The organism is Bacillus sp. CCNWLW194 (assembly GCF_037120585.1).
GTDB lineage: Bacteria > Bacillota > Bacilli > Bacillales > Bacillaceae_G > Bacillus_A > Bacillus_A basilensis.
The window spans coordinates 256,522-269,306 of the sequence record NZ_JBBBBL010000001.1 but is presented as its reverse complement, the minus strand read 5'-3'; the positions used below and the strand labels follow the sequence as shown (position 1 = coordinate 269,306).

The following is a 12,785-nucleotide window of genomic DNA, read 5'->3' as shown; positions in this document are numbered from 1 at the left end:
TGTAAAACATCTACCATTTCATAAAAATTCATTTTTTAGACATGTTTATATATGATGCGTATAATGTAAGGGCAACTGTACATAGAAAGGAGATAACAATATGATTAAAATGTTTGTAAGTGATATCGATGGTACAATGATGCAACACGGAGGTCTCATTGATGAGCAGGATGTTGCGGCACTGCGCAGTCTTGCTGAGCAAAATGTTATTCTTTGTTTCGCCTCTGGACGACTTGATAATGAAATCGCAGACTTAATGAAAGCTGTAAATACAAATTTCCATCGTATTAGTGTTAATGGTGTTTTCGTATATACAGATGAAAATAAGCAACTCTTATCTGCAACTTTTGATTCCAGCATTCTTCCTGAATTGTTAGATATGACGAATGAAGAGCCTTATTTTCGTTATGTAAGTGATGAACATAATTACTATATTGAAGAAAAAACACCTTTTATTCACGAACTGGAACAACAAGTAACAATGACTTCTGTTGAAGAACCAAATTTATTACAGAAAATAGATGATACAATTTTTCCAAATAAAATCTCTGTCGGTGGAACAAAGGAGAGCTTACAACTCCTTCAGAAAAAAATTGATGAAAAGTTCCACGGAAAAGTTAGTACTTTCATTTCAGCAGAACAATGTTTAGATGTAATGCCACCGAATATTAGTAAAGGTTCTGCTATTTCTGTTTTATTAAAAGAGTTTCAAATACAACCAGAGGAAATTGCTTGCATAGGGGATTCTTATAATGATATTCCAATGTTTTCTTTAACTCCTCACAGTTTTGCTATGTCGCAAGCAGATGACGCAGTAAAAGAACACGCTCATTATGTAGTAAATACGGTTAAAGATGCTGTTAACCACGTAATTGCTCATAATAAAAATACGACTCACTCCTTTTAAGGATGAGTCGTATTTTTTCTTTACATGTTAAACAATTTGACATTTACTGTACTTCACAAGCTGAAATATATTATTTGTTACGTGCGATGTTTGTAATAAACTTATAACGATCCCCGCGATAAATACATTTCACATACTCTAACGGTACTTCACCTTCTGAATATGACCATTGACGCATTACAAGCACTGGCGCCTTTTTAGGAATATGCAGATGTTCAGCTTCATTATCCGTTGCAATTGAAGCTTCAATTGATTGAGTAGCGCTAACAAGTTTAAAGCCCAGTTTTTTCTCTAAATGTTCATATAAAGATTGTTGCAATATTTCTTCGTTAATATCTTTTACAAGAGCTGGCGACAAATATGTCGTCTCAAAAGCAATCGGTTCATCATCAGCTAAGCGAATACGCCTCACTTCATAAACCGACTCTCCCTCCTGTATTCTCAACCGGTCTGCTATTTTCGCAGTAGCTGGAACTAGGCGGAAACTAAGTAATTGACTACTTGGGTTCATCCCACGAGAAATCATATCTTCTGTGAATCCCGTCATTCCTTGCAATTTTTGTTCCACTTTCGGAAGTTGGACAAACGTACCGATTCCACGCTTTCGATATAAATAACCTTGTTCCACTAAATTATTAATCGCCTGTCTGATTGTCATACGACTCACTTCGAACTTATCGCAAAGTTCATTCTCAGATGGGATTTTATCTCCCGGCTTCCATTCGCCGTCCTCAATTAGCTGTTTCACCCACTCTTGAATCTGATAATAGATCGGAAATGGTGAATACTTGTCGATGTTCATCAGCAATCGCCTCACTGCATAAAGATAGAGCTTCTTGATCAGCAATTACGGTTACATTCGGATGACGTTGTAAAACTGTAGCAGGACACGCTTCACTATACTCACCTTGCAATAATTCTTTAAGAGCTTCTGCCTTTTTAGAACCCATAGCAACAAGTAGAACTTGTTTCGCTTTCATAATGCTTCCAATTCCCATTGTAATCGCATGAGTTGGCACATCTTCTTCTTTTTCGAAGAAGCGAAGGTTTGCTTGGCGTGTAGATTCTGTTAATTCAACAATGTTTGTTGGAGAATTAAACGGTGTTCCTGGCTCGTTAAATCCGATGTGACCGTTTTCACCGATTCCAAGAATCTGTAGGTCAACTGGGTTAGCAGCTAGAATGCCCTCGTAACGTTTGCACTCTTCCTCTAAATCACTTGCCATCCCGTTTGGTACATAAGTTTGTTTAAATGGAAGATGATCAAACAACTGTTCTTGCATGAAATAGTGATAGCTGTTTTTATCTTCATGTGGTAAATTTACGTACTCATCTAAGTTTACAGTGGTTACACGGCTTGTATCAAGTTTATTTTTTCGCATTTCTGCATAAATACCTAATGGAGAGCTTCCTGTAGCCATTCCTAACACTGGATTTTCTTTTGTTTTTACAACTTCTTCAATTAATTTATAACCTGCTTCTGCTAGTTCTTCTGGAGTTTTTACAACAAGAATATTCATTTAATTACTTCCCTTCCTTCATATGAATTCCTAAACGAACCGTATCATATACATGTAAATCTTCATTCATCACAACAAAGTCTGCATCTTTTCCTACCGCTAATGCACCTTTATTATTTAATCCAAACTCTTCTGCTTGGTTCACTGATGTCATTAATACTGCATCTTCGATTGAACAACCTGTAAATTCAATTATATTTCGGAAAGCTTGATCCATTTTTAGAATACTACCAGCTAATGTTCCATCTTCTAATCGAGCACTACCATCTTTTACATGTACTGGCTGTCCGCCAAGCTCATATAATCCATCTTCAAGACCTTTTGCACGCATTGCGTCAGTAATAACACTTACTTTTTTCGGTCCTTTTAATTTATATGCTAATTTCACCATATCGGGGTGAATGTGAATACCATCTGTAATTACTTCAACCATTACATCTGGATTTAATAACACATGACCCACAACTCCTGGTTCACGGTGATGTAATCCACGCATTTGATTGTATAAATGCGTTGCATGTGTAATGTTTCTATTTTTTAGTTGCGCATCAATTGCATCTGTATGTCCCATTGTGCCAACAACACCAGTTTCAGCAAGATACTGCTCAAACTCTAACGCACCTTCTTCTTCAGGTGCATATGTTACTAATTTAATTAAATTTCCGCTTGCTTCCTGCCATTGTTTAAATTGTTCAATATTCGCAGGAACAATATGTTCAAGTGGTTGTGCACCTGCACGTTTTTTTGAAACATACGGTCCTTCTAAGTGAATGTATTCGAAATGTGCTCCTTTTTCTTTCGCTTCCTTCGCGGCATGTAGTGCTGCTTCGATTGCTTCTGGAGCTTGTGTCATTGTTGTTGGGAAGTAAGTTGTAACTCCTTCTTTTAACATTTCTTTACCTAGAGTTACTAACCCATCGCTATTTGCATCCATCGCATCAATATCGTATCCACCATGAATATGAACATCAATCATACCTGGAATCACAATTTTTCCTGCCGCATCTAAAACCGCTTCATTTTCTTGTGATACATATTGAGCCATCAAACCAATTTCTTTAATTGTTTCTGCGTAACGAATAAATCCGTTTTCCACTACTTCTTGACCTGTATAAATTTTGGCATTGATGACAACTTGCGTTTTCATTTTCATCGATCCTTTCCCATGAAATACCTACTTGTTATTATTACCTTATTCGCCTAATTCCATCTTAATATATGCACGAGTAGTTGTCTATACATTCTAATGAAATTTCCTCTTTGTTTAACAAAAAGGAAGCTTAGTACGTCTCTCGCAATTATAATATATGTTATTCATTTTTTCCAAAAAGGAACAATACCATCTATCGTATGAATCACTTCAGTAATGGCATTAATCCGCTAAATTCTATTGTAATATGTTCGCCATCTGTTTCCATTTCTACTGTACGTCTATTTGTTCCATACATCATTATACCATGTCGTTTTAATCGTCTCACTACACTTTGATGCGGATGTCCATACGGATTTCTGCTCCCATATGAAAGAATCGCGAACTGTGGTTCTACCTTCTTTATAAACCTTTCACTTGTTGAAGTATATGAGCCATGATGTCCCACCTTTAACACATCTGCATGTACATCAAATTGCTTTAATATTTCATTTTCCGTCCGCACATCAGCATCACCCATTAGTAAAAAATCTGCCTTACCATACCGAATCTTTAATACAATTGAAGATTCATTATTTTCATCTTTGGACTTCCCGTTGTTTAATACTTGTATGGAAACATGCGGATCTAGCGGTATGTGTTGGCCCTCTTTTACTGAAATGAAAGGGATCCCCCTTTTCTTTATATTAGTTCGATACGTATGATAAGTAAGAGAACTATATGTTTTTCCACTATCTAATATAAGTGATACCGGCATTTGCTCTACAATCGGAATGAGCCCTCCAATGTGATCCATATCAGGATGAGTACTGACGATAGCATCTAAATGATTAATTCCTTTTTCAATTAGTTTTTGGATGATAACCTCACCAGCTTCATAAGGTCCTCCATCAATTAACATCGTTTGTCCATTTGGCAATGTAATAAGTGTTGCATCACCTTGTCCAACTTTTAAGAAACTCACTTTCATTTTACCAAAATGTTGCCGCTGCATATGTAAAGGAGACGCGGTATGAATAGACATCATATACCTTTTGGCCGATGCACTATTTAAAGAAAAGCATAACAAAACAGAAATTAATAATAAAATACTTCGCATACTTCTCATAACTCGTCTCCTTTTTTCAATTAGTATGGCACGGTATATAATTGATATACAAAAAAAGCTTAGCAAAATGCTAAGCTTTTATTTCGATATCTCTTGTAAAGAACCGAAGAATAAATCCGCTTCATTCATTTGTTCGTTCTCTTCAGAAAGCGGAGGTAAATCATCTAATGTTTTCAATCCAAACGTGTCCAAAAATTCTTTCGTCGTTCCATATAAAATAGGACGCCCTGGCCCTTCTGCTCTTCCCATTTCTTTTATAAGTAAGTGTGAAACTAACGTTTGTAACGCTTTATCGGTTTTTACTCCTCTAATCTCTTCCATTTCAGTTCTCGTGATTGGTTGACGATATGCAACAATCGCTAACGTTTCTAGAGCGGCCTGAGAGAGTGAAGCAGCTGTTGGGATATCTATTAGTTTTTGATAGTACGACGCATGTTCTTTCTTTGTAGCAAAACGATATACTTTTGCATACTGTACAATTTGCAAACCGCGGTGTGCACCTTCACATTCTTTTTGCATTTCTTCTAAAATATCGATTACTTCATTTCCTTCAATTTCAAGGACTTTCGCTATTTGTTCTGGGTAAATCCCTTCATCACCAGAAACAAATAAAAGCCCTTCAATGATTGATTTCTGTTCTGTTCTATCCATTTTACGAGCTCCTTCCTCCTATTTTCTCCATAAAAATACACATCAAAAAACCGAATCACAATTAATGCGTTCGGTTCAATATTTTTTCTCTTGTTCCAAACGATACATTCAAACCTAGCATGAGGTATAATATTTCTATCTCATTTTCCATACTAAATCTATGCAGATTTAGTAGAGCTTGATACGAAAATTTCATCAAAATTATGTTCTTGTTCGATTATGATTTGTTGATTTTTCATAAGCTCAAGTACCGCTAAGAATGTTACAACCATTATTTCTCGTTCATCATCAACAAACAAATCATAAAAACTTTGACGACCACCTTGTATTTCTAACTGCTTTAAAATATCAGTCATGCGCTGTTCAATCGGTATTTCTTGACGAGTAATACGTGTTGTTACAGGTGTCTTTGCTTTTTTACGGCGCATTAATTTTTGAAATGCCGCTAGCATATCATATAACGTAACATCAAGAGGCAAGCTTGTCTCCTCTTCTTGTTGCAATGATGTAAAATCAATTGGCGGACGTGTATATAGCTGTGCTCTTTCTTGTTCTCTTTCTTTTAGCTCAGTAGCAACTTGCTTATATTTCTTATATTCAATTAACCTCTCCATCAATTCTTGACGAGGATCATCTATAAAGTCATCACCGTTATCAAGTACATCTTCCTCATGTTTAGGCAACAACATTTTACTTTTAATTTGTAATAACGTTGCAGCCATTACTAAATACTCACTTGCAACATCTAATTGTAGTTCTTTCATCGTATGAACATAAGATAAATATTGCTCTGTAATTTCCGCTACAGGAATATTATATATGTCAATTTCATAACGATGTATTAAATGTAACAATAAATCTAAAGGCCCTTCAAAAGCCTCTACTTTAAAATTATACTGCACAAAGCATCCCACCACATTTTTTCTATAACAACATAAGTATAGAGCATACTCATGTTCTATCCAACCTTTTTAAGAAATTTAATTAAAAATAGACCGATGCCTATGCCATCATGCCCACCACTTCATATGATAACAGTGTAGTAAGAACAATGTAGGAGGTCAAAAAACTATGGGTCACGTTGATTGCGGTTTTAGCGGTGGGTTCGCATTACTTGTTGTATTGTTTATTTTACTAATTATTGTAGGAGCAGCTTGCTTCTGCTAATATGAACAATAACGGCTAGGGAAAATTCCCTAGTCGTTTATTGTTCATATTTCTATGATACACTTGTATTTATAACCGTTAAACAGGGGTGAAGAAAATGTATCCTACCGAATACATACAATTTTTAATTCATTTTCATGGAGATTATGATTATTTTGAATGTCACGAAATACTGGAAGAATATTGGAAAACAAAACCGAGAGGAAATCGTGATAATTATTTAGTCGGTCTTATTCAAATTGCAGTTTCTTTATACCATCAAAGACGCTTTAACTGGAATGGCGCAGAGAAGATGATGAAAAGCGCCATAACGATTTTAGAAAAAAACAGTGCACCTTTACTACGTTTAGGAATAAATCAGACACAGCTTCTATTCTTACTCGAGGATAGATTGCAATCTATACAGAAAGAAGAAGATTTTACACCGTTATTTTTACCATTATCAGATACAGCATTAGAAAATTACTGCATAGAATTATGCCAGAAACAAAACCTCCCTTGGAAAGACGTAAATGCTACTTCTAATGAATATATAATACATAAACACACATTACGTGATCGAACAGAAGTCATCGCTGAACGAAACGAACAATTACAAAAAAGAAAGCAGAGATAATAAACTACTTATCTCTGCTTTCACGAATGTATATTTTGTTCAAGCCCTTTACACTTTTTGCAAAAACTTGCTGTTTGCTCATTTCCGCAAATTGTAAACTCAAGAAATTTACTCTTTAACTCTTGAACCATCTTCGTCCCGATACCCATATGACGGTGAGACGGGTTCACACTCAAATGCTGAATTTCCAAAACTTGATTCTCTTTTTTTACAATCCCCATTATCCCAACAAAATCTTCATTTTGTTTCCACAAATACAATTGCCAATCATCTTTTGCTTCATACTCTTTCATAGTCAATTGTAATGTTTTCACATCTTTTTCAGTTGGCATAAACGAAAGAAGCCCCATTGCAATCTTTTCATAACTTTTTTTAAAACGAATTAACATAACCCTTATCCCTTCTTACAAAAGTTACAAACTATTAATCCCCTCAACCACTCTTTTCATATCACATTCATTTTACAATATTTTCAACAGAGTGAGAAGGGCTTAAAACAACTTGATAATCATACAAAGCGAAAAGAAGAAAGTCAAATATATGTTTCAGTACTATTTTTTCTAAGTAGATAAAAGAAGAAATGCTGTTATATGAAAGTTAAAAGAAACATCCACTGCTCATTATCACTTCAATATTCATCACCTTAGAGCAAATGAATTCTAGCAAAATTAATTTAATAAAAAATATTTATTGAAACACGTAACCTAATATATTCTATGTAATTTGTTAAAATTTTGTTCTCATAAGCGACATATTTTCATCATAATTACAATACTACTTGTATCATGTACTGTAAACGGAATACCCATTCCTATTAAAAAAACAAAAAAGAGAGCAATAGCTCTCTTTTCTCATTAACTTATTCTTCCCAAACTTTAACTTCTTTCATTACATCACCTTGACGCATGTTTAATACTGTTTCAATACCGCTTGTTGCTTTACCGAATACAGTATGCACACCATCTAAATGTGGCTGTGGCTCATGAACGATAAAGAATTGGCTACCGCCTGTGTTACGGCCAGCATGAGCCATAGAAAGTGATCCTACAAGGTGTCTATGAGGATTTCCATCAGTTTCACATGCGATAGAGTAACCTGGGCCACCTGCACCTGTTCCTGTTGGGTCTCCACCTTGGCTTACGAAGCCAGGAATAACACGGTGGAATGACACACCATCATAAAATCCTTGCTCTGCTAATTTTTTAAAGTTTTCTACTGTTTTCGGTGCTTCTTCTGGGAAAAATTCCAAGTCGATTTTTTCACCATTTTCCATTAATATGTATCCTAAAGTTTTCATACGTATATGTCTCCTTTCAACTATCTCAGCACTATATTACCACATTCATGACTAGAAACAAAAAGAATCCGACAATCTACATACTTCTTTTTTGAAATGTGGAAAAAGCTAGGTGACAAATAAAAAAAATATACTATAATAACTGTGTTGCCCGAAAATTTTAGAAAGAGAAAGGGAGCGATTTTTCGTGAAAACGAAATTACTAGCTCTGCTATTAGCTGTAACGGTATTTATGATGCCAACAGCTTCGTTTGCAGACATCATCGAGGGAGAATCAATTGTTACACTAGGAGAGAACTTATCCGAACAGCAAAAGCAAGATCTGTTAAAAGAAATGAAAGCACCGAAAGATGCTACGATCATTACTGTATCTAATGCGGAAGAACATAAATTTCTAGAAGGCATTGTTCCAAAAGCACAAATTGGCACGAGAGCAATTTCCTCTTCTATGATTACATACACAAAACCAGGATCTGGTCTTATTGTACGTTCAAAAAACATTAATTCGATAACAGATGCAATGTACACAAACGCACTTATTACAGCGGGTGTGAAAGATGCGGAGATTCAAATCACCGCACCATTTAAAGTTTCAGGAACTGCTGCTTTAACAGGTTTAATGAAGGCCTATGAAACAACATCGAACAAAGCAATTCCTGAAGAAGTAAAAAAAGTAGCTAATGAAGAAATGGTGCAAACAGCCCAGCTCGGCGATAAAATTGGTGAAGAAAAAGCAGTTCAACTTGTTGCAAAAATTAAAGAAGAGATTGCAAAAGAGCAGCCGCAAACGACTGAAGATTTACGTTCATTAATTAAAAAAATTGCTGATCAACTTGGTATTACATTAACGGATGAACAGTTAGATAACTTAGTAGCGTTATTTGATAAGATGAAAAATCTTAATATCGATTGGAATCAAGTTGGCAGTCAGTTAAATAAAGCAAAAGAACACGTTTCTGCCTTTTTAGGATCTGAAGAAGGGCAAAGTTTCCTAGATAAAGTAAAAGATTTCTTCTCAAGTATCATTGATTTTGTTAAATCGTTATTCAAGTAAAAAAGAAGCTCGTCACTGACGAGCTTCTTTTTTTATACAAGTAACGGCAATTTCATAATAGCTTCTTCTACCGACCGAACAACATGATTCGCCTTTACCTTCACATATGGATGAGCATGATGAAGAGTAAATGAATGCGGGGTTACTTCAAACATAGAAATATCATTGAAAGAATCTCCAATACATGCGACTTCATTTGCTTCAATTTGCAAATGTTCCATTAGTCGCCTTAAAGCACTCCCTTTACTTACTCCCCTTGGCATAATGTCAACATAGCGTTTACCAGACATAAAAACTTCTGCTTCGCTCTGAAATGTATCTCGTAACTCTTGATCTAACGCTACAATCGTCTCTTCTTCTCCAAAAACAAACAATTTCGCAGGATGTACAGTCTTACCAAATTCCTCTTCTAATGCTTCTATCTCAGCAATATGTACGCCCATATACGTTTCAAAAGTATGATGATGTTCATTCTTTCTTTTTGTATACCGTTGCTCATTTGCACAAACAATATCTGCTAGTCCCTTTTTATGGATATATCGATATATTTCCTGGGCAATCCCATCTTCAAAGCTTGATTCATGAAATATTTTTCCATCCGGCAGTAACATCGTCGCTCCATTTAAACTAGTTGTGTAATACGGGAATGCAAACCTATTTACGACTTCATCAATTCGATGAGTAAAGCGGCCAGAGGCAAAACAAATCTTTGTCCCTTTTTCAGCTAACCAACAAAGTGCACGTTCATCTTCTTTTTGCATATGATTCACATCGTAAACGAGCGTGTCATCTAAATCACTTACAAATAATTTAATCATGTCCTCTTCCCCTTCCATACACAATATCTACTCTAAGTGTACACAAAAAATGTTTGATTTTTGTTAAAAAACAATAAATTTTCGATAAAAAAATAAGCAGGATTAATCCTGCTTATTTTTGCCTTCTTACATTTTGAGGTCTTACAATACTTGGGCGCACTTTTAAACTAGACATCGTTGGACGGAGTAGAATTTTTGTTAATGCCCCCCAATCAAATGGTAAAAACGGCCATAAATACGGTGTTTGCAGACTTTTTATAGACGTTAAAAATAAAATCAATATCGTCATTCCGACTACGAATCCCATTTCATGAAATATACCTGTCAAAATAATGACGAATAGCTTTCCGACTTTATTCCCAAGCCCTAGTTCATAACTCGGTGTTGCATATGCTCCAATCATAGAAACTGCTACGTATAAAATTACTTCTGGTACAAACAAACCTACATCAATTGCAATTTGACCAATTAATATGGCAGAAATTAATCCTGCTGCAGATGATAATGATGTCGGTGTATGAATGGCCGCCATCCTTAAAAATTCAAGTCCAATTTCAGCCATCAAAATTTGTAATAAAATTGGTAAGTGCGTCATCTTGTTTGGTCCAATGAAAGCAAGACTTTCTGGTAAAAGAGTTGGATCAAATACAAAAACTAACCAAAATGGTAATAAGAACAGCGAAAATATAACACCTAAAAAACGTACCCAACGTAAAAATGTACCTACAGCTGGATTTTGTCTAAACTCTTCTGCATGCTGTAAATGATGAAAATATGTTGTTGGAGTAATCATAGCACTCGGTGATGTATCAACAAGTACTAGCACGTGTCCTTCTAGTAGATGATTTGCCGCTACATCTGGTCTTTCTGTGTATCGAATAAGCGGGAAGGGATTATAGCCTTGTTTAACTACAAATTCCTCTATCGTTTTATCCGCCATCGTAATCCCGTCTACTTCAATGTTATTTAATTCTTGTTTTATAATCTTAACTAAATCCGGATTTGCAACATCTTGTACATATGTAATACAAATATCCGTTTGTGATCGATCTCCTACTCGAATCATTTCATTTCGAAGACGTGGGTCACGTATCCTTCTACGAATTAATGCTGTATTTACAACGATATTTTCAACAAATCCATCCCTTGCACCACGTACTACCTTTTCTGTATCTGGTTCTGTTGGTGTTCGTCCTGGATAGCTACGAACATCTATCGCAAAAGCTTCCGTTTCTCCTTCCACAAATATAATAATGAGTCCTGATAATACTTGAAGCATTACCTCATCCATCGTTTTCACTTTACTTACTTGTTGATGAATTAAACGATTCTCTAAAAGCTTCACTGTATCTTCTTCTACATCTCTTATTTCATTAGTATCCACCGCTTCTTCTAAAATAGGGATAATATAATTTGTATCACAAAGTCCGTTTACAAATAACACACCAATTTCTTTATTTAAAATTTGAAATTTACGAATGCCAACATCGTATGTAATACCCAGTCCAGCTGTTTGCTTTAAGTAATTTTCATTATCACTTATGAAAGATGAAATAGGGATTTCTACCTTTTTAGGCTTCGTCATAAAAACCACTCCTTTCCAAAATTAATTGAATCGCTTTTCTAGTAATAGGTGACCCTCTCTCCCATTCATCATTTCCACACATCTTACCAATGTCACCGACACCAACAATGACAGGAACATTCAAGTCATCCAAACAATAAATTGTATCTCCACTAATTCTGCCAACTTCACCATCTGGAAGTCCAAATTTGTCAACGCCGTATTCAGTTAAATTCCCATTTCGATCTACACTTACATCTACACGTGCCCATTCCCAATGATGTGTATTAGACGCTACTGCCAAAATCCCCAGTACATCAATTTGTTTATGCGTGGCTACATATTTTAAAGCTTTTTCACCAGATCCTTCTCCAATAAATCCGCTGTCATCAAACATGACAAATACAGGGTCATATGGCGTTTGCATAATAAGCTCAACAACTTTCTTCCCTGTCAATTTGGTTGGATTACTTTGTGATGCTGAAATACACCTTCCCCCAAATTCCTTCGTTAAAAGCTCAATTGTTCGCTTTGCATATTCATCTCCATCTGTGACCAAAACAACCCTTCGTCTCATTTGATTTATCCTTTCGGTTTACATATAAGTGCTACAAAAAATGAAAATAATATCGCTGCAGAAATGCCTGCAGACGTTAAATTAAACATACCCATACCAATCCCTATATATCCGTGTTTTTCTGCCGCATGCATTGCCCCATGTAATAGTGAATGTCCAAAACTTGTAATAGGAACTGTCGCACCAGCACCAGCAAACTTTATAAGATTATCGTACAGCCCGAATCCATCTAAAACTGCTCCTACGACTACAAAGGTAGCCATTAAATGAGCTGGTGTTAACTTTGCGAAATCTAACAATACTTGTCCAATTACACAAATAGCGCCTCCTACAAGAAATGCATATATAAAATCCAC

At 35.5% G+C, this 12,785-nt stretch carries 16 protein-coding genes; 4 read left to right on the top strand and 12 right to left on the bottom strand.

Annotation, left to right across the window (positions count from 1 at the left end; all coding sequences use genetic code 11):
* The first annotated feature begins 100 nt into the window (after positions 1-100).
* Complete coding sequence (locus V7S50_RS01570) at positions 101-907, top strand: HAD family hydrolase (protein ID WP_242252104.1); 807 nt, start codon at positions 101-103, stop codon at positions 905-907.
* A 70-nt stretch (positions 908-977) separates the two neighbouring features.
* On the opposite strand, the gene phnF is transcribed toward V7S50_RS01570, so the two are convergent.
* The 6 genes from phnF to scpA all read right to left on the bottom strand — a co-directional run bounded on the left by phnF (position 978) and on the right by scpA (position 6,238).
* The gene (gene phnF / locus V7S50_RS01565) at positions 978-1,709 is read right to left on the bottom strand and encodes a phosphonate metabolism transcriptional regulator PhnF (RefSeq protein WP_002194085.1); all 732 of its coding nucleotides are present in this window, start codon (positions 1,707-1,709) and stop codon (positions 978-980) included.
* Positions 1,639-2,427: a glucosamine-6-phosphate deaminase gene (nagB, locus tag V7S50_RS01560; RefSeq protein ID WP_063223090.1), complete on the bottom strand. Its 789-nt coding sequence runs from the start codon at positions 2,425-2,427 to the stop codon at positions 1,639-1,641. The genes phnF and nagB overlap by 71 nt, the downstream gene beginning before the upstream one ends.
* A 4-nt stretch (positions 2,428-2,431) precedes the next feature.
* Positions 2,432-3,574: an N-acetylglucosamine-6-phosphate deacetylase gene (nagA, locus tag V7S50_RS01555; protein ID WP_242252300.1), complete on the bottom strand. Its 1,143-nt coding sequence runs from the start codon at positions 3,572-3,574 to the stop codon at positions 2,432-2,434.
* A gap of 208 nt (positions 3,575-3,782) precedes the next feature.
* A complete protein-coding gene (locus V7S50_RS01550; protein WP_242252105.1) occupies positions 3,783-4,685 on the bottom strand; it encodes a ComEC/Rec2 family competence protein in 903 nt (300 codons plus the stop codon).
* A gap of 78 nt (positions 4,686-4,763) precedes the next feature.
* The gene (scpB, locus tag V7S50_RS01545; protein WP_000376224.1) at positions 4,764-5,336 is read right to left on the bottom strand and encodes a segregation/condensation protein ScpB; all 573 of its coding nucleotides are present in this window, start codon (positions 5,334-5,336) and stop codon (positions 4,764-4,766) included.
* Positions 5,337-5,494: 158 nt separating this feature from the next.
* A complete protein-coding gene (gene scpA, locus V7S50_RS01540; protein WP_060632140.1) occupies positions 5,495-6,238 on the bottom strand; it encodes a segregation/condensation protein A in 744 nt (247 codons plus the stop codon).
* 169 nt (positions 6,239-6,407) lie between these two features.
* Here scpA and V7S50_RS01535 point away from each other — a divergent pair, with 169 nt between their 5' ends.
* Both V7S50_RS01535 and V7S50_RS01530 read left to right on the top strand, forming a co-directional pair.
* Complete coding sequence (locus V7S50_RS01535; RefSeq protein WP_000510194.1) at positions 6,408-6,503, top strand: YjcZ family sporulation protein; 96 nt, start codon at positions 6,408-6,410, stop codon at positions 6,501-6,503.
* Positions 6,504-6,600: 97 nt separating this feature from the next.
* Positions 6,601-7,119: a DUF309 domain-containing protein gene (locus V7S50_RS01530; protein ID WP_242252106.1), complete on the top strand. Its 519-nt coding sequence runs from the start codon at positions 6,601-6,603 to the stop codon at positions 7,117-7,119.
* Between the two features lie 20 nt (positions 7,120-7,139).
* Here the strand turns inward: V7S50_RS01530 and ribT are convergent, their stop codons facing one another.
* Positions 7,140-7,508: a GNAT family N-acetyltransferase RibT gene (gene ribT, locus V7S50_RS01525; protein ID WP_060632142.1), complete on the bottom strand. Its 369-nt coding sequence runs from the start codon at positions 7,506-7,508 to the stop codon at positions 7,140-7,142.
* Between the two features lie 470 nt (positions 7,509-7,978).
* Positions 7,979-8,416 carry a peptidylprolyl isomerase gene (locus V7S50_RS01520; protein ID WP_060632143.1) on the bottom strand — a complete coding sequence of 146 codons (438 nt, stop codon included), beginning with the start codon at positions 8,414-8,416 and terminating at the stop codon, positions 7,979-7,981.
* A 187-nt stretch (positions 8,417-8,603) separates the two neighbouring features.
* Here V7S50_RS01520 and V7S50_RS01515 point away from each other — a divergent pair, with 187 nt between their 5' ends.
* Positions 8,604-9,470: a DUF1002 domain-containing protein gene (locus V7S50_RS01515; RefSeq protein WP_060632144.1), complete on the top strand. Its 867-nt coding sequence runs from the start codon at positions 8,604-8,606 to the stop codon at positions 9,468-9,470.
* Between the two features lie 32 nt (positions 9,471-9,502).
* Here V7S50_RS01515 and V7S50_RS01510 read toward each other — a convergent pair whose 3' ends face one another.
* The 4 genes from V7S50_RS01510 to spoVAE form a co-directional block, all read right to left on the bottom strand.
* Positions 9,503-10,306 (bottom strand): Cof-type HAD-IIB family hydrolase, encoded by an 804-nt coding sequence (locus V7S50_RS01510; RefSeq protein ID WP_242252107.1) that lies wholly within the window; start codon positions 10,304-10,306, stop codon positions 9,503-9,505.
* Between the two features lie 94 nt (positions 10,307-10,400).
* Positions 10,401-11,873, bottom strand: a complete 1,473-nt coding sequence (gene spoVAF, locus V7S50_RS01505) for a spore germination protein SpoVAF (RefSeq protein WP_063223085.1) — start codon at positions 11,871-11,873, stop codon at positions 10,401-10,403.
* A complete protein-coding gene (locus V7S50_RS01500) occupies positions 11,860-12,429 on the bottom strand; it encodes a stage V sporulation protein AE (protein ID WP_063223084.1) in 570 nt (189 codons plus the stop codon). Before V7S50_RS01500 ends, spoVAF begins: the two co-directional genes overlap by 14 nt.
* 5 nt (positions 12,430-12,434) lie before the next feature.
* Positions 12,435-12,785 carry a stage V sporulation protein AE gene (gene spoVAE / locus V7S50_RS01495; RefSeq protein ID WP_242252109.1) on the bottom strand — a complete coding sequence of 117 codons (351 nt, stop codon included), beginning with the start codon at positions 12,783-12,785 and terminating at the stop codon, positions 12,435-12,437.

Coding starts and splice junctions, on each gene's coding strand:
- V7S50_RS01535 (WP_000510194.1), top strand. CDS start 6,408: ATGGGTCACGTTGATTGCGGTTTTAGCGGTGGGTTCGCATTACTTGTT.
- V7S50_RS01530 (WP_242252106.1), top strand. CDS start 6,601: ATGTATCCTACCGAATACATACAATTTTTAATTCATTTTCATGGAGAT.
- scpB (WP_000376224.1), bottom strand. CDS start 5,336: ATGGATAGAACAGAACAGAAATCAATCATTGAAGGGCTTTTATTTGTT.
- V7S50_RS01520 (WP_060632143.1), bottom strand. CDS start 8,416: ATGAAAACTTTAGGATACATATTAATGGAAAATGGTGAAAAAATCGAC.
- phnF (WP_002194085.1), bottom strand. CDS start 1,709: ATGAACATCGACAAGTATTCACCATTTCCGATCTATTATCAGATTCAA.
- nagA (WP_242252300.1), bottom strand. CDS start 3,574: ATGAAAACGCAAGTTGTCATCAATGCCAAAATTTATACAGGTCAAGAA.
- V7S50_RS01510 (WP_242252107.1), bottom strand. CDS start 10,306: ATGGAAGGGGAAGAGGACATGATTAAATTATTTGTAAGTGATTTAGAT.
- V7S50_RS01500 (WP_063223084.1), bottom strand. CDS start 12,429: ATGAGACGAAGGGTTGTTTTGGTCACAGATGGAGATGAATATGCAAAG.
- spoVAF (WP_063223085.1), bottom strand. CDS start 11,873: ATGACGAAGCCTAAAAAGGTAGAAATCCCTATTTCATCTTTCATAAGT.
- ribT (WP_060632142.1), bottom strand. CDS start 7,508: ATGTTAATTCGTTTTAAAAAAAGTTATGAAAAGATTGCAATGGGGCTT.
- V7S50_RS01570 (WP_242252104.1), top strand. CDS start 101: ATGATTAAAATGTTTGTAAGTGATATCGATGGTACAATGATGCAACAC.
- V7S50_RS01550 (WP_242252105.1), bottom strand. CDS start 4,685: ATGAGAAGTATGCGAAGTATTTTATTATTAATTTCTGTTTTGTTATGC.
- nagB (WP_063223090.1), bottom strand. CDS start 2,427: ATGAATATTCTTGTTGTAAAAACTCCAGAAGAACTAGCAGAAGCAGGT.